Origin of the sequence: Streptomyces sp. NBC_01190, from assembly GCF_045039895.1 — a bacterium.
Lineage (GTDB): Bacteria > Actinomycetota > Actinomycetes > Streptomycetales > Streptomycetaceae > Actinacidiphila.
In genome coordinates, this window is record NZ_CP108580.1 from 1,307,238 (window position 1) to 1,331,672 (window position 24,435).

The 24,435-nt window shown below is 73.0% G+C and carries 13 protein-coding genes; 7 read left to right on the top strand and 6 right to left on the bottom strand.

The genetic code is table 11. The annotated features are described in order from the left end of the window. Positions 1-133: 133 nt before the first annotated feature. From OG519_RS05530 to OG519_RS05545, 4 genes are all read right to left on the bottom strand, one after another. Positions 134-4,390, bottom strand: coding sequence for a carboxypeptidase regulatory-like domain-containing protein (locus tag OG519_RS05530; RefSeq protein WP_405579383.1), 4,257 nt, complete (start codon positions 4,388-4,390; stop codon positions 134-136). A gap of 176 nt (positions 4,391-4,566) precedes the next feature. Then, positions 4,567-5,739: a LuxR C-terminal-related transcriptional regulator gene (locus tag OG519_RS05535; protein ID WP_405579386.1), complete on the bottom strand. Its 1,173-nt coding sequence runs from the start codon at positions 5,737-5,739 to the stop codon at positions 4,567-4,569. 113 nt (positions 5,740-5,852) lie between these two features. After that, entirely contained in the window at positions 5,853-7,565 is a 1,713-nt protein-coding gene (locus OG519_RS05540; RefSeq protein WP_405579389.1) for an MFS transporter, read from the bottom strand. Between the two features lie 251 nt (positions 7,566-7,816). Beyond that, on the bottom strand, positions 7,817-9,481 hold the full coding sequence (locus OG519_RS05545) for a cellulase family glycosylhydrolase (protein WP_405592484.1): 1,665 nt from the start codon (positions 9,479-9,481) through the stop codon (positions 7,817-7,819). A 368-nt stretch (positions 9,482-9,849) separates the two neighbouring features. Here OG519_RS05545 and OG519_RS05550 point away from each other — a divergent pair, with 368 nt between their 5' ends. The 3 genes from OG519_RS05550 to OG519_RS05560 all read left to right on the top strand — a co-directional run bounded on the left by OG519_RS05550 (position 9,850) and on the right by OG519_RS05560 (position 13,578). Beyond that, a complete protein-coding gene (locus OG519_RS05550) occupies positions 9,850-10,686 on the top strand; it encodes a siderophore-interacting protein (RefSeq protein WP_405579392.1) in 837 nt (278 codons plus the stop codon). Positions 10,687-11,036: 350 nt separating this feature from the next. Next, positions 11,037-12,569: an amino acid permease gene (locus tag OG519_RS05555; RefSeq protein WP_405579395.1), complete on the top strand. Its 1,533-nt coding sequence runs from the start codon at positions 11,037-11,039 to the stop codon at positions 12,567-12,569. Between the two features lie 58 nt (positions 12,570-12,627). Further along, positions 12,628-13,578, top strand: coding sequence for an ADP-ribosylglycohydrolase family protein (locus OG519_RS05560; RefSeq protein ID WP_405579398.1), 951 nt, complete (start codon positions 12,628-12,630; stop codon positions 13,576-13,578). A 66-nt stretch (positions 13,579-13,644) separates the two neighbouring features. Here the strand turns inward: OG519_RS05560 and OG519_RS05565 are convergent, their stop codons facing one another. Continuing rightward, positions 13,645-14,310, bottom strand: a complete 666-nt coding sequence (locus OG519_RS05565; protein ID WP_405592486.1) for a TetR/AcrR family transcriptional regulator — start codon at positions 14,308-14,310, stop codon at positions 13,645-13,647. Positions 14,311-14,490: 180 nt separating this feature from the next. Here OG519_RS05565 and OG519_RS05570 point away from each other — a divergent pair, with 180 nt between their 5' ends. The 4 genes from OG519_RS05570 to OG519_RS05585 all read left to right on the top strand — a co-directional run bounded on the left by OG519_RS05570 (position 14,491) and on the right by OG519_RS05585 (position 21,504). After that, positions 14,491-15,360, top strand: a complete 870-nt coding sequence (locus tag OG519_RS05570; protein ID WP_405579401.1) for an urea amidolyase associated protein UAAP1 — start codon at positions 14,491-14,493, stop codon at positions 15,358-15,360. Beyond that, complete coding sequence (locus tag OG519_RS05575) at positions 15,357-16,046, top strand: urea amidolyase associated protein UAAP2 (RefSeq protein ID WP_405579404.1); 690 nt, start codon at positions 15,357-15,359, stop codon at positions 16,044-16,046. Before OG519_RS05570 ends, OG519_RS05575 begins: the two co-directional genes overlap by 4 nt. Further along, the gene (gene uca, locus OG519_RS05580; RefSeq protein ID WP_405579406.1) at positions 16,043-19,747 is read left to right on the top strand and encodes an urea carboxylase; all 3,705 of its coding nucleotides are present in this window, start codon (positions 16,043-16,045) and stop codon (positions 19,745-19,747) included. The genes OG519_RS05575 and uca overlap by 4 nt, the downstream gene beginning before the upstream one ends. Before the next feature lie 119 nt (positions 19,748-19,866). Continuing rightward, entirely contained in the window at positions 19,867-21,504 is a 1,638-nt protein-coding gene (locus OG519_RS05585; protein ID WP_405579409.1) for an allophanate hydrolase, read from the top strand. A gap of 97 nt (positions 21,505-21,601) precedes the next feature. On the opposite strand, the gene OG519_RS05590 is transcribed toward OG519_RS05585, so the two are convergent. Continuing rightward, entirely contained in the window at positions 21,602-24,424 is a 2,823-nt protein-coding gene (locus OG519_RS05590; protein WP_405592488.1) for a DEAD/DEAH box helicase, read from the bottom strand. Positions 24,425-24,435 lie beyond the last annotated feature (11 nt).

A 24,435-nucleotide genomic window follows, 5' to 3' on the forward strand; every position in this document is an offset into this window, starting at 1 on the left:
GGAGCGGGCGGACGACGGGGCGGGCGGGCGGCCGGGCGAAGGTGAGGGTGAGGGTGAGGGTCACGGTGCGGCCCGGGGATGGCGAGGGTGACGGGTCCGGTGCTGCCGGACCCGTCACCCCCAGTCGGCCCGGTCAGTCCTTCAGCAGCGTGAAGTCGCTGGTCGTGGTCGCCCCCTTGGTGATCCGTACGGTGGTCGTGGTCGGCTGGTAGCCGTCCTTGGCCACGATGAGCTGGAGCGGGTTGTTCCGGGTGTCGAGCCACAGCCCGTAGCCGCCGTCGGCTCCGGTCTTGAGCGTGTAGTGCGTGGCCCAGGTGTTGATCTGCACGGTCGCCCCGGCGAGCGGCGCGCCGCCCGACGCCTGCACGGTCCCGGTGATCTTGCCCCAGGTCGCGGGCGGCTTCACCGTCAGCGACACGCCGATGGGGTCGAGTTGGTACGGCGTGTCGGAGCCGAGGTTCAGCGCCGCGGTATAGGTGCCCGGCTGGCTGATCTCCGGCACCGAGGCGTCCAGGGTCACGGTGAGGGTGGCCGTGGCGCCCGGCTGGACGGTCAGCGTGTCGGTGCTCTCGCTGAGCCAGGTCACGTCGGCCGTCTCGGTCTGGTCGTACCCGGGCAGCACCTCGGAGGTCTTGGCCGGCACCTGGCCCGCCAGACCGCCGATGGAGTAGAAGCCGGTACCGCCACCGGCCCGGTAGAGCGAGGCGTTGGCGTTGGGCAGCGCCGTCCAGGTGTTGGCGGCGGGGTCGTACGCCCAGGTCTGGTTGGTCAGCGAGCCGCCGTCGTCGACCGCGCCGCCCTTCACCAGCAGCAGGCCGTTGGCTGCGGTGCAGGCGGCGCCCCAGGCGTCGGTCGGCTGGTCGGCGATGGGCGACCAGGTGTTGCCCGCCGGGTCGTAGACGTAGGCGTGGGTGAGGCTGCCCGCGTCGATGGTGCCGCCGGCGCAGTAGAGCTTGCCCGCGATCCCGCCGCAGGACTCCCAGGCCACCGGTTCGGGGTAGGGGGCCAGCCCGGCCCAGGTGTTGGTGGCCGGATCGTAGGCGGTGACATCGGTACTGCCACAGCTCGTGGCGCCGCATCCGCCGACCGAGTACAGCTTGCCGTCGAGCACCGCGCTGCCACCGCCGGCGTACGGCTTGGGCGAGGCGGCCCCGGTGCTCCAGGTGTTGGCGGCGATGTCGTAGATCTCCAGCTTGGCGTCGGGCGCTCCGCTGGCGCCCCAGCCGCCGGCCGCGTAGAACTTGCCGTTGATGACGCCGTGGGCCGGGGCCTCACGGGTGTCGGCCGCGGCGGCGAGCTTGGTCCAGGCGCCGCTGTCGGCGCTGTACGCGTACAGGTCGCTGGAGTCGGTGGTGCCGGTGAAGCCGAAGGCGGAGTAGACGGTGCCCTGGTAGCTGGCGACCGCGTTGTCACCGGTGGGCACCGGCAGGTCGGGGACGGGCTGCCAGGCGGATCCCGCGGTGCCCTGGGCGGCGGCTGAGGCGTCGGTGGTGGCTTTTTCTCCCGGCCGGGCCCCTGAACCGGCGCCGGAACGGGCCCCCGATCCGGCGCGGGCCTTGAGCGACAGCGGCGAGTAGTGCCCCTTGACGAGGTTCAGGGGGGCGCCGGCCTGTTGGACGACGGCCCCGCCCGGGGTCTCACCGAGGGTCAGGGTGGCGGCGGCGGCGCCGGTGTTCTTCACCGTCACGGTCTGGGTGGCGCTCTTCCCCCAGGCCACGGTCTTGGCGATGGACGCCGGAGTGACCTTCAACCGCCCCGCTTTGAGGGCGAGGTCACGCTCGACCGTGCCGTCCGGCGGGATGTTGGCGGTCTGGGTGACCGAGGTGTAGTGCGACGCCGAGGCGCTCACCGGGTGCTTGCCGGTGAGGTGCGAGAACATCCAGTAGAAGCCGTCGCCCAGGCCGGGGTCGGCGGGCGTGGCGGTGCTGGTGGTGTGGTCGCCGGGCGCGTCGGTGCTGGTGACGGTCGCGCCGTTGACGCCGGCCTTGGTGTTGGTGTCGGTGACGTTGCCGACGATCAGGCCGCCCGGGACCGGGTCGTAACCGCGCTGGCCGACGAAGACGTTGTCCACCTCCCACCAGTACGCCCAACTGCCGGTGTAGTGGAAGCGCAGCCGGACGTCGCTCCCGCCGGCGTAGGCGGTGAGCGGCAGGTCGACGTGGGCGGGGCCGGTGAGCGAGGTGGTGTCCCGCTCCCACAGGGTGGTCCAGGTGACGCCGCCGTCGGCCGAGACGTCCACGTCGGCGGTGGAGTTGGAGAACTCCTTGTAGTCGGTGTCGAAGCCGATGACGGGGTTGGTGAGGTCCGTCAGGTCGTAGGACGGCGAGAGCAGCGAGCTGTCCTGGTCCATGCCCTGGCCGATGTGGTCGCTGTCGATGACGGCGAACCCGCCGGCGCCACCGGTTCGGTTGCCCCGCTGGCCCTCGTCGTCGAAGGTCCAACCGCCGTCGGAGTCAGCGGCGTTGTCGACGCTCCAGCCGGCCGGCGGTCCGGTGGTGGCGGTGAACGGCTCGGTCGGGCCGCTGAGGTGCACCGCGTAGCCGGGCGCCCGCGCGGCGACCGGGTCCACCGGGACGGCGATGTTCAGCGTACGGTCGGCGGTCGCGACCGCCACGGTCTTGTCGACGCTCTGGTAGCCGGGGTAGTCGGCCACCACGTGCAGGGTGTAGGAGCTGTTCTGCGGCAGGGTCAGGGAGTAGGCGCCGGTCGCGGGGTCGGTGAAGACCGGGCCGCCGGGCACCCCGGCCGCGGTGATCTCGGCGTAGAGCGGCCAGCCGTGTCCTGATCCGTCGGCGACCTTGCCGGAGACGGTGTGGGTCGGCACCGGGTCGAGGGCGAAGGACCGGGTGACGGTGCCGCCGTCGGCGACCACGATCCCGGTGGCGGTCGCGGAGGCGTAGCCGTAGGCGCCGGCGGTCAGGTCGTAGGACCCCGGCGGCAGGTCGAGCCGGTACGCGCCGGTGGCGTCCGACGTCGCGGTGGACGTGCCGGCCTTGACGGTGGCGCCGGGCAGCGGGGCGCCGGTGGCGTGGTCGGTGACGGTGCCGCTGATCACGCCGTGCGGTCCGCTGCGGAAGGCGGCCAGGCCGTTGGGGGTGCCGAGGCCGGTCGGTCCGTCGTAGCCGGGTCCCGCGGTGCACCCGGCCGGTGTGCAACTGCCGTCGTCGCCCTGGGTCACGTCGTTGAGCGCGGCCTGCTGGGCGTACGGATAGGAGTTGGGGTAGGTGCCCGCCGGCGGGGTGCCGGCCGAGGCGTAGACGCCCGCGATGAGCGGGGAGGCGGCGCTGGTGCCGCCGTAGACCGTCCAGCCGCTGTCACCGTAGGTCTGGTAGACGGAGACACCGGTCAACGGGTCGGAGACGGCGGCGACATCGGCGACCGAGCGCTTGGCGCACAGGGTGTCGGTCTGGAAGGCCGGCTTGGGTTCGTACACCGAGCAGCCCGAACCCGGCGCGCCGATGGCGTTGTTCCACACCGACTCGCTCCAGCCGCGGGACGTGCCGGGGGCGCGGGTCAGGGCGGTGCCGCCGACGGAGGTCACATACGGGGAGACGGCCGGGTAGCTGACGCCGTAGCCGTCGTCGCCGCTGGAGGCGACCACGGCCACGCCCGGGTGGTTGTAGTACGGGTCCATGGCGGTGAGTTCGGAGGGGTCCTCGCCGCTGCCCGGCGTGCTGTCGTAGTTGGTGCCGTAGGAGTTGGAGACGTACTTCGCGCCGAGCGCGACCGCCTCGTCCACCGCGGCGCCGAGGTCCTCGAAGTTGGCGGAGTCCGCCTCGACCAGCAGGATGTGGGCGTTGGGCGCGGCCGCGGAGACCATGTCCACGTCGAGGGAGATCTCGCCGGCCCAGTCGGGGTCCGGGTCGGGATAGTCGGTGCCGCCGCGCTGACTGGCCTTGGTGAAGCAGCCGTTGGCGGCGGTGCAGGCCGGCAGCCCGAACTGCTGGCGGTAGATGGCCAGATCGGCTTCCGCGGCGGGGTCGTCGTAGGCGTCCACGATGGCCACGGTCTGGCCGGCCCCGCCGTCGGCGGGCAGCGCGTAGGCGCTTTGCAGATCGGCCGGTCCGTAGCCGTCCGGGGTGGTGTCCAGCGGCTGGAGACCGGCCCTGGCCGGCAGGTCGGTACGGCGCAGCGCCAGGCAGGCGAACTGGCCCGGCTTGGCGTCGCCGCACTGCCGTACGACATCGGGCCGGTGCGCGGGCGCGGCGGACGCGGCGGTGGCGGCGGGCAGTTGGAGTCCGACGGCGGCGAGGGCGGCCGACGCGACGGTGGCCAGCAGGACGGTGGTCCGGCTGGATCGGCTGGATCGCCCGGTCCGGCTCGTTCGTCCGGTCCGGCTGGTCCGCGTGGTCCGGCTGGTCCGGCTGGGTCTGGGAAGGGGTAGGCGCAAGGCGGGTCTCCCTGGGACCTCCGAATGGACCGGGCCTGGACGACAGCGGATCCCGCCCGGTCGCGGTCCGATCGAACCGCTGGCGTATACCTGTGCACCACTCGCCCCACCGGAATCCCCCGCCGGTTGTCGGATACCTGACACCGAGGGCGCCGATTCCCGGAGTCGGCTTCACGTCATCCGGACGGCGGGCCGCCGCGCGCCCGGGGCCGCCAGGACTCCCCCGGTGCGGCGGGACCGTCGTCGAGCCAGTTGTGGCGGGCGGCGTGCCAGACGAGCTGGATCCGGTTGTCGACGCCGGCCGCACGCTGCATGGCCGCGATATGGCGCTGGACGGTGCGGACCGCGACACCGAGGGAGCGGGCCATCGCGGCGTCGGTACTGCCGCTGACCAGCATGGCGAGGATGCGGACGTGCAGCGCGGTACGCGGATGCCGGGGGTCGGGGCGGGCCAGCGGGACCCCGGTCGCCCACAGCGCGTCGAAGAGCGCGGTCAGCGCGTCGAGCAGCCCGCTGGGACCGACCACCAGCAGGACCGGGTCGGACAGCGGGGCGTCGGGGGCGAGCGGCAGCAGCGCCAACTCGCCGTCGGCCACACACATCCGGACCGGTAAGCGCTCGGTGACCCGGATCTGGGTCGCGCCGGTCGCGATGGGTCCGAAGCCGCCCGCGGCTTCGAGTAGGGCGCGCTCGACCACCACCCGGCGGCGTAATCCCGGTGGGCCCTCGTCGGCCGGGGGCGAACCGTTCCCGGCGTTCTGGCCGGTTCCCGGCCATATCCAGGGCGCCCAGTCCTGCCAGGCCGCCGGATCGGTGCGGCCCGGGCCCGCCGTACCGGCCGGGCTTTCCGTACCAGCCGGGCTTTCCGTACCGGCCTCGGCCGACGGGCCGGCCGGGCCCGCCGCCCGGTCCGGATCCCACGGCGGCCGGGCGAAGATCATCAGCTCGGTGCGCGCCTCGGCGTGGGCCTTCGCCACGCGCCGCCGGATCTCCGCGGCGCCCTCGACCACCTGGACGATCTCCTCGGCCCGGCGGCCTTCGTGCACCCGCTGGTACTGCACGCCGAGCCGGTCGAGCAGTTCCCGGCCGTGGCGGAGCTGTTCCTGGGCCCGGGACAGCAGCGGCAGCAGCCCGGACTGCGGCGGCAGCGGATACCAGCGGCCGTCCCGGCCGAGCCGCGCCAGGTCGCGGGCGGCCAGCTCCCGGCAGGCCGCCTCGGCCGACCGCGTCGACGCCCCAAGCTGCCGGGCCAGTTCCGCCGCCGTGACTCCGCGGGTGGCGATCAGCAGCGGATAGGCCCGGTCCGCCTCGGCGCTCAACCCCAGTGCCTCAAACGGACGTTCGGTCATGAGCGGGGACTCTAGCCGCAGACCCGTGTCAAGACCCGGTATTCGCCACATCGGGTGGCCGCGGCGCCGCAGGGGCGCCGCAGCCCGTCGGCTGACGGCCTGTCACCTTCGTGCTACGAGGCGCGTTCCGCCGTCAGCGCGGCCAACTCCTGGTCGACCGCCTGCTGATGCAGCTCGGCGTCCTCGCGCGCCTTCTTCGGGCTCCACCGGCCGGCCATCAGGAAGACGAACGGCAGGAAGAGCACCTGGCCGCCGACGCAGATCCACCACCAGTCCCGCCACTGCCCGGGGCCGTCGTGCGCGGCCTTCCGCACCTTCGCACCGTACTTGGTGAGCACCGCGAGCTGGGGCTGCGCCTTCTGCACCACCGCGAGATTCGCCGGACCCACCTCCCGCATCGCCTGCACACCGAGCGCGGCCGGGGCCTTGCCCGGCGGGTACTTGGCCAGCTCCGCGAAGAGCTGCGGATGGGCGTTGACGATGGCGAGCGCCGGAGCGGCCTGCGCCTGCGCGGCCGTCACCTGCGGCCCGTGGTCCACCAGCGGGGTCACCGACGTGACCAGCACCGGGATGAAGGCGGCCGAGACCGCGACCACGATCCGGATGGTCCATCCCCACACCGCGAGGCCGGTGGCGGTCGCGGCCGGGTTGTGCTTCTCCACGGTCTCGGTGAAGCTCGCCATCCACGGCCCGTAGGCGACGCCGCTGAAGACACCGATCCCGATGAAGAGCCAGGCGAAGGTGTAGTAGTCGGTGGTCGGATGGGTGGCCCGGCTGGCGAAGATCGCGGTCGTCACGATCGAACCGAGCGCTCCGACGATCATGAAGGGCTTGCGCACCTTGATCCGGTCGGACAGCAGGCCGACCGCGACCAGGGCGATGGCGTTGGCGGCCCAGTACCAGTTGGCGACCGCGTTGGCCCGCTGCTCGCTGTAGCCGTAGGTGGTGGCGAAGTAGACCACGAAGTTGCCGACCGCGGCGAAGTAGAGCAGCAGGAAGAGCGCGATCGCCAGCGCGGAGCCGGTGACGTCGAGCCGCATCATCTGCCGCCACTCCCCGCGCCGGGCGGTCACCGGATCGAGGCCCTTGGCCCGGGCCTCCACCAGCGCACGGTCCCGCATGCTCACCATGATCTGGTCCCGCAGCCGCGGCGAGAGTTCCCGCAGCGCGACGATCGCCACCACGAAGACGATGAACCCGGCGATCGCCGAGTAGCGCAGCTCGTCCTGCCAACTGGAGCTGTCCAGGGTGGCGCTGGTGACACTGGTGACCACCAGGCTGCCGACGACCGGGCCCATCGTCCAGGCGCCCATCGCGGTGGCCCGGCCCACCTGGGGTGAGAAGTCCCGGATCAGCGCCGGTGTGGCGACCAGGACGATGCCCTCGATAAAGCTGACCAGCGCGAACAGCACCAGATAGGTGGCCTTGCCGCCCGCGTTCGGCAGACCGAAGAAGACCAGCAGGGCGGCGATCAGCAGCCCGTAGACGACCAGGTTGGCCCGGCCCCAGCGGTCGGCGAGCCCGGCGATCAGGGACGCGAAGGCGCCGACCGCGTTGCCGATCACCGAGACCCACACGAAGTAGCGGTAGGTCATGCCGAAGTGCGTGATGATCGAGGTGGCCACCGCGTACTGGATGTAGAGCATGTAGTACAGCACGATGGTGGTGAGCACCACGATCGCGAGATAGGCGAGACGGCGCCCGGTGGCGGGATATTCGGTCAGATCACGGCGGTAGAGCCGGGAGAGCGCGGTACGGGCGCCGGTTGCGGCCGGTACCCCCGGCCCGGGTCTGTCGGCGTCGAAGGACGTCGGGGTGGCGGACATGCGGCCCCTCCTGAAGATGCGGGAAACCGGGTGGAGTGACCTCGGAGCAGCCAGAACGCCGGTCATGGGCTCTGGTCCGAGTGCGCCGAGGTTAGTACCGACCAGTCGGTATGCCTAGGGGGTGCGCACGAGGTGATGCGGCCGGATCGACCGGACTGCCGCCGGAAGCCGCGGTGACGTACCAGGACAGCGGCCGGCGCGCCCCAGGGTGGGGCGCGCCGGCCTTGTCACCTGGCGGAAGGGCCGGTCCGTCAGGAGGCGGTGCAGCTCAGCGCGGGCAGGGCGAAGGTGCCGGTCGCGTTGCCCTGGAAGCCGAAGCTGGTGGCGGCCGAGGGCGACAGGGCGCCGTTGTAGGCGAGGTTGCGGGCGGTCACCGAAGCACCGGTCTGCTTGATGTCCGCGCTCCAGCCGCTGGTCTCCTGCTGGTTGCCCGGCCAGGTCCAGCCGACCGTCCAGCCGGTGATGGGCGAGGTGCCGGAGTCGGTCACCGTGACGGTGGCGGTGAAGCCGGTGCTCCACTGGTTGTCGATGTGCAGGCTCGCGGTGCAGCCCTGGTTGCCGGTGCCGCCGGTGGTGCCGGACGAGGTGCCGCTCGACGTACCGGCGGAGGTGCCGCTCGACGTACCGGACGAGGTGCCGCTGGACGTACCGGCGGAGGTGCCGCTGGAGGTGCCGGCCGACGTACCGCTCGACGTACCCGATGACGTACCGCCGGTGGTGGTGCCGCCGCCGAAGGCCGGGGCCTTGATGCTCGCCAGATAGCCGTCCTTGACGGTGTCCACGGTCTGCCAGTCGTCCTTGAGAATGCCGCCGGTGTCACCGGAGTTGGGGTTCCAGGACCAGAACGCCCACTGGTAGCTGTCGCCGCCGTACGTACCGGTCGGCCGCAGGTACTGCACCAGCGTCTTGAGCCAGGTCTGGTCGATGGTCGACTGGAGCGTGGTGCCGAACTCGCCGACCCACACCGGGGCGATGTTCTGGTTGAAGAGGTAGCCCCAGTTCTTGTCCCAGATCGCCGACATGTTCGCCGGGAAGGTCGGGTCGCTGAACCACGGCTGCTGGGCGACGCTGGTGGCGTACTCGTGCGCCGAATACACCAGCCGGTTGGCCACGTTGAGCCGAACCGGGTACTGCCCGGCGCCCTGGAGATTGCCGCCCCACCAGGTGGAGGAGCCGTTGAAGGTCTGGACGCCCTCGACGAAGATCAGCAGCGCGGGGTTGACGCCCAGGACCGCGTTCCCGCCCCGCTCGGCGGCCAGCCGCCAGTCGACGCTGGTGTCCCCGCAGCCCCAACAGGCCGGGTCGTGGGGCTCGTTGTGCAGATCGATGCCGATCACCGCGGAGGTGCCCTGGTAGCGGGTCGCTATCGCCTTGAGGTTGGTGATCCAGGTCGTCTCGGGCACCGACGCGGTGTACCAGAGCGCGGACTGGCCGGCCGAGTCCGGCCGGTGCCGGTCCAGGATCACCTTCATCCCGATCGAGCCCGCGTACCCGACGATCTTGTCCATCACGCCGAGCGAGTTCAGGCCGGCCAGATCGGCGTTCATACCGCCGGAGAAGTTGATGCTGGCGGGCTGGGTGCCCTTGAAGATGTCGTCGCTGTACGGCAGTCGGATGGTGTTGTAACCGAGGGACTTCATCTGGTCGATCATGCTCTTGTAGTCGCGGGACCAGAGGCCGTGGGGGACGTGGTCGCTCGTCTCGAAGCCGAACCAGTTGATGCCGGCGATCCGTACGGGCTGGTTGGCGGCGTCGAGGATCTGGCGGCCGCTGGTGTGCCAGTAGCCGGCGCCCGCGGCGGCGGCGGCGGCCGGGCGGGCGGGGTCGGACCGGCCGGCGGCGGCCGACCGGGGCGCGGCCCCGGCCGGTGACTGCCCGGCGAGGGAGAGCAGGACGAGAAGGACCGCGGCGAGCAGGGCGGCCGGCGCGAGCCATGCCGTGCGCCGGTGCGAACTGCCGATGATCGGGATTCCGACGCTTTTCGGGGGGCCCGGCGGGCCCGACGGGGAGACCACGTGGCGATTCCTCTCGGTGGGGGCGGAACGCTTCGGTGCGTGATGGGTACGGGGATCGAGGAGCGGGGGCGCGGTGCGTGGGAGCGCTCCCAAGCACCCTTCATGGAAGCGATGTCACGCGATGGACGTCAAGGGGTAACACCGTCTTCAGATAGTGAAGTGGTCTTCTTCCAGGGCCGGTTGTCGGCCGGCGGCAATCAGCGGGCGGCGGACGACACCATCGGTTAGGCTTACCTAACTACCCTCTGGCGAGAGAACGGGGCCCACCCATGGCCGAGCGGCCGCAGCGCAGGACACGCCCGCCCAAGCACGCCACCGTCACGCGGACCGAGCGGCTGACCCCGCACATGATCCGGGTGGTGCTCACCATCGACTCCGACGACCGGCCGGAGATCGGCGCGTACACCGACCACTACGTCAAGCTGCTCTTCGCGCCGGAGGGCGTCAGCTACCCGGAGCCGCTGGACATCGAAGCGGTGCGCCGCGACCTGCCCGCCGAGCAGTGGCCGCGCACCCGCACGTACACGGTGCGGGCTTGGGACGAGGCGGCCGGTGAGCTGACGGTGGACTTCGTGCACCACGGTGACGAGGGCCTGGCCGGCCCGTGGGCGGCGCGCGCCGAGCCCGGCGACGGCCTGTACTTCATGGGCCCCGGCGGCGCGTACGCACCTGATCCGCAGGCCGGGTGGCATCTCCTCGCTGGTGACGAGAGCGCGCTCCCGGCGATCGGCGCGGCGCTGGAGCGGCTGCTGCCGGGGGCGGTGGCGAAGGTCTTCCTCGAGGTCCCGGCGCCCGAGGACGAGCAGAAGCTCACCACCGCGGCGGACGCCGAGATCGTCTGGCTCCACCGCGCCTCGCAGCCGGTGGGCGCGGCCCTGGTCGCCGCGGTCGGCGCGCTGGACTTCCCGCCCGGTGACGTCCACGCCTTCGTCCACGGCGAGGCGGGCTTCGTCAAGGAGCTCCGCCGCCATCTGCGCCTCGACCGCGAGATCCCCCGCGACCGCCTCTCCATCTCCGGCTACTGGCGCCGCGGCGCCGACGAGGACGGCTGGCAGGCGACCAAGCGGACCTGGAACGAACAGGTCGAGCGCGAGCAAGAACGCTGATCCTCGCGGCCCCGCCGCGTTCCGGGCCGCCGGCCCTCCCGAACCGGACTGACCCGCCGTGGCCCTTCCGCCCCCAGAGCGGGGCATGCCCTGCCTCTTGCCGTTCTTTGCCGGCTGCCGGTCCGCCGTGGCTGGGCGCGCAGTTCCCCGCGCCCCTGGCGGGGCGCGTCCGGCGCTGGTGGTCCGCGGGCTCACCGCTCGGGGCGGAGGGCGGGCGGCGCGTTGGTGGGGGTTCACCTCAAGGGCGGTGAGGAGTTCGGCCCGTGGCGGATACGGGCGTGTCATCGTGGTGAAACACCCGGTCCCTAATTTCTGTCGCCCGACAGGAATTCAGCACAGGGGGCACAGCCATGACCGCCACCGCACCTTCCGACGTCCGCCCCGACCCGCCGGAGGGGCCGGGCAGCGCGGACAGCGCAGGACTCGCGCACTTCGGCTACCGCCAGGAACTCCACCGCAGCCTCGGCCGCTACGCCTCCTTCGCCGCCGGCTTCTCCTTCATCTCCGTGCTCACCACCGTCTTCCAGTTCTTCGCGTTCGGCTACTCCTTCGGCGGCGCCCGCTTCTTCTGGACCTGGCCCGCCGTCCTGATCGGCCAGCTCCTGGTCGCCGCCTGCTTCGCCGAACTCGCCGCCCGCTACCCGATCTCCGGCGCCGTCTACCAGTGGTCGACCCGGCTCAGCAACAGGGTCTTCGGGTGGTACGCGGGCTGGATCATGGTCCTCGGCCAGATCGTGGTGGTGGCCGCGGCCGCGCTCGCCCTCCAAGTCGTGCTGCCCGCCGTATGGTCCGGTTTCCAGCTCATCGGCACGGACACCTCACCGGTCTCGTCGGACGGCGCCGCCAACGCCGCGGTGCTCGGTATCGCGCTGCTCGTCCTCACCACCGCCGTCAATCTGCTCGACAACCGGGTGATGTCGCTGGTCAACCGGATCGGCGTCACCGCCGAGATCATCGGCGCGGCGCTGATCATCGTGCTGCTCCTCACCCACGCGGACCGGGCCCCATCGGTCACCGTGCACAGCGGTGGCGGCGGGCCCGCGCTGCTCGTCGGCTCCTTCGCCGCCGCCTACGTGATGATCGGCTTCGACAGCGCGGGCGAGATGAGCGAGGAGACCCGCGCGCCGCGCCGGGTCGCCCCCCGGACGATCCTGTCGGCCCTCACCGCGGCCGGGGTGCTCGCCTCGCTGCTGGTGCTCGCCGCCCTGCTGGCCGCGCCCAGCCTCACCGACGGCCGGCTCGGCACGGAGGGCCTGTCCTACGTGCTCACCAGCCGCCTCGGGGACGGTCCCGGGCGCGCACTGCTCTGTGACGTGGCGGTGGCGGTCGCCGTCGCGACCCTCGCGATCCAGACCTCGGCGACCCGCATGCTCTTCTCCATGGCCCGGGACGAGGCGCTGCCGTTCTCTCGCACGCTCTCCCGCGTCTCCCCCCGCACCGGCCAGCCCCCGGCGCCGGCGCTGGCCGTCGGCGTCCTGTCCGCGGCCCTCCTCCTGCTCAGCTTCTCCTCCCCCGAGGCGTGGCTGGCCATCGGCACGACCTGCATCGTGATGCTGTACCTCGCCTACGCGATGGTCACCGGACCGCTGCTGCTGCGAAGGCTGCGCGGCGGACTCCCCACCGGCACCGACGAGTCGGGCAACCCCCTGTTCACCCTGGGCCGCTGGGGCATCCCCATCAACATCCTCGCCCTGCTCTACGGCCTCGCCATGACCATCAACCTCGCCTGGCCCCGCGCCGCCGTCTACGACCCTTCGGGCGGCCACTGGTACTTCCAGTGGTTCACCCTCCTCTTCCTCCTCGGAGCCCTGCTGCTCGGCGCGGCCTGGCGCGCCGTCCGTACCCGGGCCGCCAGACGCGTTCCGGCTGCGGCCGCGCCCTAACACACACCGACCCGGCGTGCGTACGGCAGACTCGGCCGTGAAAGCGGGGAGGGTTGTCATGGGGCGGGATCGGGACGCGTGGCGGAGGCGGGCCGTCGGAGCGGTGGTGGGGTCGGCGGTCGGGGACGCGCTGGGCGCGCCCTTCGAGTTCGGGCCGGCGGGGGCGCTCAGCGCCCGGTTTCCGGCGTCGGGGGCCGAGATGTGCGGCGGGGGCGGGTGGGAGCCGGGTGAGGCGACCGACGATACGCAGATGGCGGTGCTCGTCGGTGAGTCATTGGTGGAGCGGGGCGGGCTCGACCTGCCCGATGTCTTCGCGCGTTTCCAGCGCTGGGCGGCGGCGGAGCCGAAGGACATCGGGCTACAGACCGAGGACGTGCTCACCAACGGGATGCCGTGGGATCTGGCCGCGGCCACTCACTTCCAGGTCAACGCCCGGGCCGCGGGCAACGGTTCGCTGATGCGGGCCGCCACGTCCGCGGTGTACTTCGCGCGGGCGGGCCGGGCGGCCACCATGGACGCCGCGCGCCGGCTGGCCGCGCTCACCCACGGCGACCCGGCCGCCTGGGAGGGCACCGCCGTCTTCCATGAGCTGGTCAGGACCGCGCTGCACGGCGACGACCCGATCGCCGCCCTGCCGGGCATCCTCACCGAGGTCCACCCCGATCACCGCGAGCGCTACGCGACCGTCCTCGCCCCGGACTGGCATCCCGACGAGGCGACCGAGTTCAACGGGGCGGTGTGGCCGTGTCTTGGCTCGGCGGTGTGGGCGGTGCGGCACACGGGGGCGTACCGGGAGGCGATTCGGGCGGCCGTCGATCTGGGCGGGGACACGGACACGGTGGCCGCCGTGGCGGGTGGACTGGCCGGGACGGTGTACGGGGTCGACGCGATACCGGAAGCGTGGCGTGCCGCCCTGCACGTGCCACTGCCGGGGAGCCGCGGCCGGGTGCTGCGGGAGGCCGAACTGCGGTCGCTGGCCGAGGCGTTGATCGGTCCCGCACACCGCTGAGCCGGCCCGGACGCCGTTGGGCCCGGAGAGGATCCGCTCAGCCACCCGACCCCGGCGGGAGCCCGCTCAGCCGCCCGGCGTGAACGCGGCCCGGGCGCCCGCCAGGTCGTCGGCCGCGACGCCGGCGATCCGCAGGGCCGCGTCCGCCGCCGCCGCGGCCATCAGCGGTACGGGGCGGGTGGGCGTGGAGCGGTGGACGAGGATGAGCCCCTCGATCAGCGCGAAGAGCAGGTCGGTCCGCAGGCCGAGTTCGGCGGGTGTGAGCGCCGCGCAGCAGGCGGTGGCCCCCAGCAGCCGGCCGTACGCCGACTTGAGGGCGGTACGGGCCTGGTGGAAGCCGCCGAAGCGCGGCGAGGCGACCTCGGGGAGGAGATAGAGCGCGCCGAGGTTGTGCGGGCCCGCGCACAGGAGTTCGGCGTCCGAGCGGCACAGCTCCCAGAGCCGGGCCTCGGCGGGGCGGGCGGTGTCGGCGAGCAGGGTGCGGGCCAGGTTCAGCGACGGGGTGACCGTGCTCTCCAGCAGCTCCGCGAGCAGATCCTCCTTGCCGCCCACGTAGTGGTACATCGACGCCTGCCGCAGGCCCGCGCGTTCGGCCACCGCCCGGGTGGTGGTGGCGGTGTAGCCGCGGGTGGTGAAGAGTTCGGCCGCCGCCGCCAACAGCTCGTCGCGCGGGCTCATTCCGCTGTCCGGCCGCTGCCGGGCCCGCGGCCGGCCGACCCGTTTCGCGTTCATGCTCACCGGCCGATCGTCGCACAGCGCCACCCCGGCCTCGCCCCGCCCTTCCCGTGAGCATCCGGTTACTCCGCCGCAACCGCCGGGCAACGGCGCCGAAGTCCCCGCCGCCTAATTTCTGTCGAGCGACAGAAACTGCCCGCCGAGACGGAGCACGAGACGGAACGGAGGTGGCGCACCATGGCGACAGGCAGGACAGCCAGGACCGGCGAGCCGGCCAGTACCAGCGGGACGCCCAAGCCGGGCAAGCCGGCGCGGACGGGCACGACACACGGCGCCCGCAAGCACGCCCGCGCCCAGGCCGGCGCCCACGCCGACGCCATGCCGATCGTGCCCGCGCCGGACGGCCTGCTGTGGGCAGAGACGGTCGCGGGCGGCGGCTACACGCACAAGGCGCTCGCCCGCGGCACCGAACTGCGGCTGGCCGACCCGACCGGCGACGCCTGCGCCCACCTGCTGCTCTTCGTGACCGACCGCCCCTGGGAGCGGCTCAACACCGCCGACACGGCCAAGGTCCAGTGGAACGCCTACCTGGGCGCGGGCCGCCTGCTCCTGTCCGACCAGGGCCGGGTGCTGGCCTCCCTGATCGCGGACACCAGTGGCCGGCACGACGCGCTGTGCGGCACCTCCACGGCGGTACGCAACCAGACCCGCTACGGCGACGGTTCGCCGCACGGCCGTTCCCCCGCCGGCCGGGAACTGTTCAAACTCGCCGCCGCCAAGCACGGGTTGACGCCCCGCGACCTGCCGCCGTCGCTCTCCTTCTTCCAGGGCGTACGCGTCGAGCCGGACGGCGCCCTGGAGTTCATCGGCTCGGCGGGGCCCGGCACCGGCGTCACCCTGCGCGCCGAGCAGCCGCTGACCGTCCTGCTGGCGAACGTCCCGCACCCGCTCGACCCGCGGCCCGCGTACACCTGCGGTCCGCTGGAGGTACGCGCCCGCCGCGCCGCCGCCACCGCCCCCGGCGATCCGCTGTGGGACACCACCCCGGAGGGCCGCCGCGCCTTCCTCAACACCGCGGCGGACCTGACCGCCAGAGGGCTCGGATGAGCGCCGTGTCGACGGTCGAGGCACGGGCGCCCTGGTCGGCGGTGCTCCCGGCCGGCGCCCTGCTCACCATCACCGACCTGCACGGCAACCAGGCGGTGGACTTCCTCGTCTACGACGCCCACGACGCCGCCGTCCGCTACAGCGCCCCCGACACCCTCCAGGCCCTGGGCAACGTCTTCCTCACCACCGGATCCGTCCTGCTCTCCAACGAGCACACCCCGCTCATGACGGTGGTCGGCGACACCTGCGGCCGGCACGACACGATCGGCGGCGCCTGCTCCAAGGAGTCCAACACGCTGCGCTACGGCCACCACACCTGGTCGCAGCACGCCTGCGTGGACAACTTCCTGGCGGAGGCGGCCCGTTACGGTCTCGGCAAGCGCGATCTGGTGAGCAACGTCAACTGGTACATGAACGTGCCGGTCGAGGAGGACGGGACGCTCGGCATCGTGGACGGCATCTCCGCGCCCGGCCTTGAGGTGGTGCTGCGGGCCGAGACCGATGTGCTGGTGCTGGTCTCCAACTGCCCGCAGATCAACAACCCCTGCAACGGCTTCGAGCCGACTCCGGTGCGGATGACGGTGACGCCGCCCGAACAGGCCGGCCCCGGCGCCAGCGAGGGCGAGCGCGAGGGCGAACCGGCACACCTTCCCGCGCCCCCGCCCGCCCCGGCGGCCCGGCCATGACCCCCGGCCCGCGCTCCGACGCCGACCCGCTCCGGCCGACGCACCCGCTGCCCGCCGGGCCCCCCAGCACCGACCCGGACGCCGCCGCCGGCCCCACCCCGGGACGACCCCAACCACCCACCCCCACCGCGCCGTTCGACACCCTGCTGATCGCCAACCGCGGTGAGATCGCCGTCCGGATCATCCGCACCGCCCGGCGGCTGGGCCTGCGCACGGTCGCGGTCTTCTCCGACCCGGACCGGGCCGCCCCGCACGTCCGCCTCGCCGACACCGCCGTACGGCTCGGCCCCGCACCCGCCCGCGCCAGCTATCTCGCCATGGACGCGGTGCTCGAAGCAGCCCTGGAGACCGGGGCCGGCGCGATCCACCCGGGCTACGGATTCCTCTCCGAGGACGCCGGGTTCGCCCGCCGCTGCGAGGCCCGCGGCCTGGCCTTCGTCGGCCCGACACCCGAACAGATCGACCTCTTCGGCGCCAAGCACACCGCCCGCGCCGCGGCCGGGGCGGCGGGCGTGCCGCTGCTGCCCGGCACCGGCCTGCTGCCCGATCTCGGCGCCGCCCTCGACGCCGCCCGCGAGCTCGGCTACCCGGTGATGCTCAAGGCCACCGGCGGTGGCGGCGGCATCGGTATGCGCGCCTGCCACTCCCCCGCCGAACTCACCGCCGCCTGGGAGCCGGTACGGCGGGTGGCCGCCGCCAGTTTCTCCTCGGCGGGGGTGTTCCTGGAAAGACTGGTGGCGCGCGCCCGCCATGTGGAGGTACAGGTCTTCGGCGACGGCCGCGGCCGGGTGCTGACCCTCGGGGACCGCGACTGCTCGCTGCAACGCCGCCACCAGAAGGTGCTCGAAGAGGCCCCGGCACCCGGCCTGCCCGCCCCGGTTCGGCATCAACTGGCTTCCAGCGCACAGGCGTTGTGCGCCTCGGTGGACTACCGCTCGGCGGGCACCGTGGAGTTCGTGTACGACGCCGTGCGCCGGGAGGCGTACTTCCTGGAGGTCAACACCCGGCTCCAGGTGGAGCATCCGGTGACCGAGGAGATCCTCGGCATCGATCTCGTGGAGTGGATGCTGCGGCTCGCCCAGGGCGGCCGGGATCGGCCGAACGCCTGGGACACGCCGGTCACCTTGTCGACAAGGCGAGTCGGACACGCCGTAGAAGCCCGGATTTATGCCGAAGATCCCGGCCGGGGCCACCGTCCGAGCGCCGGCCGGCTCACCCGGGTCACCTTCCCGCCCGGTGTCAGAGTAGACACCTGGGTGGAGACCGGCACCGAGGTCGGCACCTCCTACGATCCGATGCTCGCCAAGGTGATCGCGCACGGCGCCGACCGGACCGAGGCGATGGCCCGCCTCGCGGGCGCCCTCGCCGCGACCAGGATCGACGGCGTCGAGACCAACCTCGGCCTGCTGCGGGCCGCCCTCACCGACGGCGACCTGCGCCGGGCGACCCACCACACCGCCACCCTCGACGCTGTCCACGACTCCTCCCGCCGGATCGACGTGGTCAGGGCCGGCACCCTCACCACCGTCCAGGACTGGCCGGGCCGTACCGGTCTGTGGCACGTCGGTGTGCCGCCGAGCGGCCCGATGGACGATCTCTCCTTCCGGCTCGGCAACACCTCGCTCGGCAACGACGAAGGTGCCGCGGGCCTCGAATGCACCCTGCTGGGACCGGCGTTGAGCTTCAGCCACGCCACCACCGTGTGCGTCACCGGCGCCCCGGCCCAGGTCACGGTCGACGGCCGGACGGCGCCGCAGTGGGAGCCGGTGACCGTGCCGGCCGGCGGGACGCTGGACGTGGCCGCGCCGGAAGCGGCCGGCCTGCGTACCTATGTCCTCGTGGCCGGCGGCCTCGACGTCCCCCCGTACCTGGGCAGCGCGGCCACCTTCACCCTCGGCAGGTTCGGCGGTCACGGCGGCCGCGCGCTCCTGGCCGGCGACGTCCTGCACGGCGGCGCGGCGGCCAGAGCGTCCGCCGCCCCCGTCCCCGCCACCCGGCGGCCGGCGATCAGCCGCGAGTGGCGGATCGGCGCGCTCGAAGGACCGCACGCCGCACCGGAGTTCTTCACCGAGGACGACATCCGGGCCTTCTACGAGGCCGACTGGGCCGTCCACTTCAACTCGGCCAGGACCGGGGTGCGGCTGGTCGGCCCCACACCGCGCTGGGCCCGTACCGACGGCGGCGAGGCGGGCCTGCATCCGTCCAACATCCACGACACGCCGTACGCGGTCGGCGCGGTCGACTACACCGGCGACATGCCGGTGCTGCTCGGCCCGGACGGCCCCTCCCTTGGCGGTTTCGTCTGTCCGGCGACCGTCGTCACCGGGCAGCGCTGGAAGCTGGGCCAGCTCCGGCCGGGCGACACCGTACGCTTCGTGCCGGTCAGCGAGGACGCGGCGGCCGGGCTGCGGGCCACCCCGGCCGCCCCCGCGCACGCCTCCCGCCCGGTCATCGCCGACGGGGGTGTCCTGGGGCGCGCCGAGGAGAGCCCGACACGCCCTGCGGTGACCTATCGCCGCGGCGGTGACGACAACCTCCTCGTCGAGTACGGCCCGATGCGGCTCGATCTGGCGCTGCGGATGCGGGTGCACGCGCTCGCCGAGCACCTGGCCGCGCTGCGGCTGCCCGGGGTGGTCGATCTGACCCCCGGCATCCGGTCGTTGCAGATCCATGTCGACCCGGCCGTGCTCCCCACCGGTCAACTCCTCGGCCTGGTGCGGGAGGTGGAGGACCGGCTGCCACCCACCGACAAGCTGGTGGTGCCGAGCCGGACCGTGCGGCTGCCGCTGTCCTGGGACGACCCCGCCACCCGCGAGGCCATCGCCCGCTACATGGCCGGGGTCAGGGACGACGCCCCCTGGTGCCCGTGGAACATCGAGTTCATCCGCCGGATCAACGGACTCGACTCGGTGGACGAGGTCCGCCGCACCGTCTTCGACGCCGAATACCTCGTGCTCGGCCTCGGCGACGTGTACTTGGGCGCCCCGGTCGCCACCCCGCTCGATCCCCGGCACCGCCTGGTCACCACCAAGTACAACCCGGCCCGCACCTGGACCGCGGAGAACTCCGTCGGCATCGGGGGCGCCTATCTGTGCGTCTACGGCATGGAGGGGCCCGGCGGCTACCAGTTCGTGGGCCGGACCGTCCAGGTCTGGTCGGGAAACCGCACGCCCCGGCCCTGGCTGCTGCGCTTCTTCGACCGCATCCGGTGGTATCCGGTCGGCGCCGAGGAACTCCTCGATCTGCGGGCCGACATGGCCGCGGGCCGCCTCGATCTCCAGGTCGAGGACGGCCACTTCGCCCTCGCCGACCACCAGCGCTTCCTGGCCGCCAACGCCGGCTCCATCGCCGCCTTCCGCGCCCGGCAGGCCGCCGCCTTCGGCGCCGAACGCGACGCCTGGGAGGCAGCCGGCGAGTTCACCCGCGGCGATGTCCCGGCGCCGCCCCCGACAGCCGCCCCGGCCGTCGCCGTCCCCCCGGGCGGCCGGACCGTCGAGGCCGATCTCGCCGCCGGTGTCTGGCAGTTGTCCGTCCGCCCCGGCGAAACGGTGGCCGCGGGACAGCAACTGCTCGTCCTGGAGGCCATGAAGATGGAGTCCCCCGTCCTGTCCCCCACCGCCGGCCGGGTGGCGGAGATCCTGGTCTCCCCCGGCTCCCAAGTGCTCCCGGGCACGCCGCTGTTGACGCTGGCCCCGCTGTGAGCGGCGGACCGGCGGAAGCTCCCGCAACGCGCCGGGATCCGATGGGAACCGGTGAGAGCCGGGAAGGGCCGATGAGAGCCGAGGAGAGCCGGTGAGCTCTGATGAGAGGTGAGCCGCGGATGGACAGAGCGCGGACCAGGGTGCGGGCCGCCTACCGGCGGATCGCCGAGGTCGACCGGCCCGAGGTGTGGATCGCGCTGCGCCCCGAGCACGAGGTGGCCGCCGACGCCGAGGAGGCGGACGCCCGGGCGGCGGCCGGTGAGCCGCTCCCGCTCGCCGGGCTGACCCTCGCCGTGAAGGGCAACATCGACGTGGCCGGACTGGACACCACGGCCGGCTGCCCGGCCTACGCCTATCGGCCGGCGGCCGACGCGCCCGCCGTCGCCGCGCTGCGGGCCGCGGGCGCGGTCGTGCTGGGCACCACCAACATGGACCAGTTCGCGACCGGCCTGGTCGGCACCAGAAGCCCCTACGGCGCCGTGCGCAACGCGGTCGCCCCGGAGCGGGTGAGCGGCGGTTCCAGCGCCGGCTCCGCCGTGGCCGTCGCGCTGGGCATCGCCGACCTCGCCCTCGGCACGGACACCGCGGGATCAGGACGGGTGCCGGCCGCCTTCAACGGCGTCGTGGGGCTGAAGCCGACCCGCGGCCTGGTGCCGACCGAGGGTGTCGTCCCCGCGTGCGCCGGCCTCGACTGCGTCTCCGTCTTCGCCCGTACGATTCCCGAGGCGCGCCGCGCACTGGCCCTGCTGGCGAGCCCCACGCCCCCACCGCGCCGGCCAGGACCCTGGCGGGTGGCCGTCGCGCGCCGGGCGGACCTCGGCGAGCTGGACCCGGGCTGGGCCGAGGCGTACGAGCGGGCGGCGGCCCGGCTGACCGCCGCGGGCGCGGAGGTCCAGGCGATCGATCTCGCGCCCTTCTCGGACACCGCCGCCCTGCTCTACGAGGGGGCGTTCGTCGCCGAGCGCTACACCGCGGTGGGTGACTTCATCGACAGCCACGTGGGCGCCGCCGATCTCGATCCGACCGTCGCCCGGATCATCACGGCCGCCCGTGGACTGCCCGCCCACCGCCTCTTCGCCGATCAGCGGCGGCTGGCCGAGCTGCGGACCCGGGCCGCCGCCGAACTCGCCGACGCGGACGCCCTGTTGCTGCCGACCGCGCCAGGACATCCCACCCTCGCGGACGTGGCCGGTGACCCGGTGGGCGCCAACACCCGGCTCGGCAGATTCACCAACTCGGCCAATCTGCTGGACCTGTGCGCGATCGCGGTGCCGGCCGGACAGCTCGCGGGGCTGCCCTTCGGGGTGATGCTTCTCGGGCCGGCGCACTGCGACGACCGGATCGCCGAGATCGCCGCGCTCCTCGAACCACCGCTGCGCGTCGCCGTGGTGGGCGCGCATCTGACCGGGCAGCCGCTGAACCACCAGCTCCGCGACCTCGGCGCACAGCTCCATCTGGCCACCACGACCGCACCCGCGTACCGCCTCTACGCCCTGGACACCACACCGCGTAAGCCCGGACTGGTCAGGGTGGCGGAAGGCGGCGCGGCCATCGAGGCGGAGGTCTGGGCGCTCCCGGCCGCCGCGCTCGGCCGCTTCCTCGCCGCGCTCCCCCGGCCCATGGTGCTCGGCAGCGTCGAACTCGCCGACGGCACCGACGCGCCCGGCTTCCTCTGCGAACCCGGGGCCCTGAAAGACGCGAAGGACATCACCGACCACGGCGGCTGGCGCGGCTACCTGGCCGCCCTCGGCCACTGACGGCAGGCGCTGACGGCGCGCCAAACCCCAAGGCGCCCCAGCGGCCCCGCTCAGGCGGCCGGCCGGGCCACACCTGGCCCGCGCCGCCCCCAGGACCTCACCCCACCGACGAGTACGCCACCACGCCCCGCAGCAGACCGTCCACGGCCCGGCGGGAGTTGCCCCGCACCGGGCTCTTCTCCGGCGCGGCGTTGCCGATCTGGCCGAGTACGTCGATGAGTTGCTTGCACCACCGGACGAAGTCACCGGCCGGCATGTCCGCGTCGGAGAGCACCGAGTCCAGGCCGTGCCCGGACGCCCAGCGATAAGCGGCCCAGGCGAAGCCGAAGTCGGGTTCCCGCTGGCCGACGCCCTCGGTCTGGTTGATCCGGTGGTCCTCCTCCAGGGCGTCGAGCCGGCCCCAGATCCGGACCATCTCGTTGAGCGCCGCCTTGGCGTTACCGGTCGGCAGCTTGGGCGTCACCGCGTCGTCGGACTGCCGGGACTCGTAGACCAGCGCCGAGGCGCACGCGGCGAGTTCGGCCGGGCCGAGGCCGTCCCAGACGCCGTGCCGCAGGCATTCGCTGGCCAGCAGGTCGAGTTCACCGTAGAGCCGGGCGAGCCTGCGGCCCTCCGGGGTGACCTTGTCGCCTTCGAGGTAGTCGAGTTCGGTGAGCACCGCGCACACCCGGTCGAAGGTACGGGCGATGGTGTTGGTCCGGCCCTCGATCCGCCGTTCGAGCTGCTGGGTGTCGCGGCGCAGCCGGTGGTAGCGCTCGGCCCAGCGGGCGTGGTCCTCGCGCTCGTCGCAGCCGTGGCAGGGATGCGTGCGGATCGCCGACCGCAGCCGGAAGATCTCGCTGTCGTCGGCGGCGGCCGACCGCTGCTTGCGGTGGTGCGAGGGTGCCGCCCAGCCGGCCGTGCCGGCCCTGCTGCGCATGGCGGAGGCGAGATCGCGGCGGGACTGCGGGCTGCGCGGGTTGAACGACTTGGGGATGCGCATCCGGTCGAGCGCCTCGACCGGCACCGGGAAGTCGATCTCGGCGAGCCGCTTGACCTGCCGCTCGGCGGTGAGCACCAGCGGCCGGGGCCCGTCGTGGTATTCCTCGCCGTGCCGGTGGCCGGTGGACCGCCCGGCCGGGACGCCGGGTTCCAGGACCAGCGCCAGGCCGGCGTACTTCCCGGCGGGCACATGGATGATGTCGCCGGGCTTGAGCTTCTCCAGCGCCTCGGAGGAGGCCGCGCGGCGCAGCGTCGCGCCCTGCCGGGAGAGTTCGGCCTCGCGTTCCTTCAACTGGCGGCGCAGCCGCATGTACTCGTCGAAGTCGCCGAGGTGGCAGGTCATCGAGCCCTTGTAGCCGTCGAGGCCCTCCTCGTTGCGCTGCACCTGCTTGGAGATGCCGACGACGGACCGGTCCGCCTGGAACTGGGCGAAGGAGGTCTCCAGCAGTTCCCGCGACCGGTGCCGGCCGAACTGGCCGACGAGGTTGACCGCCATGTTGTACGACGGCTTGAACGAGGACCGGAGCGGATACGTCCGGGTGCCGGCCAGTCCGGCGACCGCGCCCGGGTCGAAGCCGCGCTGCCAGAGCACCACCGCGTGGCCCTCGATGTCGATGCCGCGCCGCCCGGCACGCCCGGTGAGCTGGGTGTATTCGCCGGGGGTGATGTCCGCGTGGGTCTCGCCGTTCCACTTGACGAGCTTTTCCAGCACCACGGAGCGGGCCGGCATGTTGATGCCGAGCGCCAGCGTCTCGGTGGCGAAGACCGCCTTGACCAGGCCCTGGACGAAGAGCTCCTCCACCACTTCCTTGAAGGTCGGCAGCATGCCGGCGTGGTGGGCGGCGATACCGCGCTCCAGGCCCTCCAGCCATTCGAAGTACCCGAGGACGTTGAGGTCCTCGTCGGGGATGGCCCGGGTGCGCTCCTCGACGATGGCCCGCACCCGCAGCCGTGCCTCGTCGCTGTTGAGCCGCAGCCCCGCGTGCAGGCACTGCTGTACGGCGGCCTCGCAGGCGGCCCGGCTGAAGATGAAGGTGATCGCGGGCAGCAGGCCGTCGGAGTCGAGCCGGTCGATGACCTCGGCGCGGCTGGGTGTCCACGTCCGGCTGCGGGCCCGGCGCTCACGCTCGCGGTCGGCCTCCCGGCCCCGCTTGGCCCGGGGGTGGAAGCTGCGCTGGTTCTCCTCGCGGGCCAGCCGCAGCAGGTCGGCGTTGACCTCGCGCCGGCCACGGCTGTCGGTGGCGCCGGCCCGCTCCTCGAAGAGGTCGTGCATCCGGCGGCCGGCCATCACGTGCTGCCACAGCGGCACCGGCCGGTGCTCGGAGACGATCACCTGGGTGTCACCGCGCACGGTGTCGAGCCAGTCGCCGAACTCCTCCGCGTTGGAGACGGTCGCGGAGAGCGACACGAGGGTCACCGACGGCGGCAGATGGATGATCACCTCCTCCCAGACGGCGCCGCGGAAGCGGTCGGAGAGGTAGTGCACCTCGTCCATCACCACATAGCCGAGGCCTTCGAGTGCCGGGGAGTTCGCGTAGAGCATGTTCCGCAGCACTTCGGTGGTCATGACGATCACCGGGGCGTCGCCGTTGACACTGTTGTCGCCGGTGAGCAGGCCGACCTTCTCGGCGCCGTACCGCTTGGCGAGGTCGTTGTACTTCTGGTTGGAGAGCGCCTTGATGGGCGTGGTGTAGAAGCACTTGCGGCCCTCGGCGAGGGCGAGGTGGACGGCGAACTCGCCGACGATGGTCTTGCCGGAGCCGGTGGGCGCGGCGACCAGCACACCGCTGCCGGCCTCAAGGGCCTGGCACGCCTCTATCTGGAACGGGTCGAGACCGAACTCGTACAGCTCGCGGAACTGGGCGAGTGCGGTGGCGTTCTCTTGGGCGCGCAGACGGCTGGCGGCGTAGCGCTCGGCGGGGGACATCTCTTCGGTCATCTCGTCCAAGA

Excerpts from the sequence above, each read along its gene's own strand:
- OG519_RS05535 (WP_405579386.1), bottom strand. The coding sequence starts at position 5,739 with ATGACCGAACGTCCGTTTGAGGCACTGGGGTTGAGCGCCGAGGCGGAC.
- OG519_RS05540 (WP_405579389.1), bottom strand. The coding sequence starts at position 7,565 with ATGTCCGCCACCCCGACGTCCTTCGACGCCGACAGACCCGGGCCGGGG.
- OG519_RS05550 (WP_405579392.1), top strand. The coding sequence starts at position 9,850 with ATGGCCGAGCGGCCGCAGCGCAGGACACGCCCGCCCAAGCACGCCACC.
- OG519_RS05555 (WP_405579395.1), top strand. The coding sequence starts at position 11,037 with ATGACCGCCACCGCACCTTCCGACGTCCGCCCCGACCCGCCGGAGGGG.
- OG519_RS05560 (WP_405579398.1), top strand. The coding sequence starts at position 12,628 with ATGGGGCGGGATCGGGACGCGTGGCGGAGGCGGGCCGTCGGAGCGGTG.
- OG519_RS05565 (WP_405592486.1), bottom strand. The coding sequence starts at position 14,310 with ATGAACGCGAAACGGGTCGGCCGGCCGCGGGCCCGGCAGCGGCCGGAC.
- OG519_RS05570 (WP_405579401.1), top strand. The coding sequence starts at position 14,491 with ATGGCGACAGGCAGGACAGCCAGGACCGGCGAGCCGGCCAGTACCAGC.
- OG519_RS05575 (WP_405579404.1), top strand. The coding sequence starts at position 15,357 with ATGAGCGCCGTGTCGACGGTCGAGGCACGGGCGCCCTGGTCGGCGGTG.
- uca (WP_405579406.1), top strand. The coding sequence starts at position 16,043 with ATGACCCCCGGCCCGCGCTCCGACGCCGACCCGCTCCGGCCGACGCAC.
- OG519_RS05585 (WP_405579409.1), top strand. The coding sequence starts at position 19,867 with ATGGACAGAGCGCGGACCAGGGTGCGGGCCGCCTACCGGCGGATCGCC.
- OG519_RS05590 (WP_405592488.1), bottom strand. The coding sequence starts at position 24,424 with ATGACCGAAGAGATGTCCCCCGCCGAGCGCTACGCCGCCAGCCGTCTG.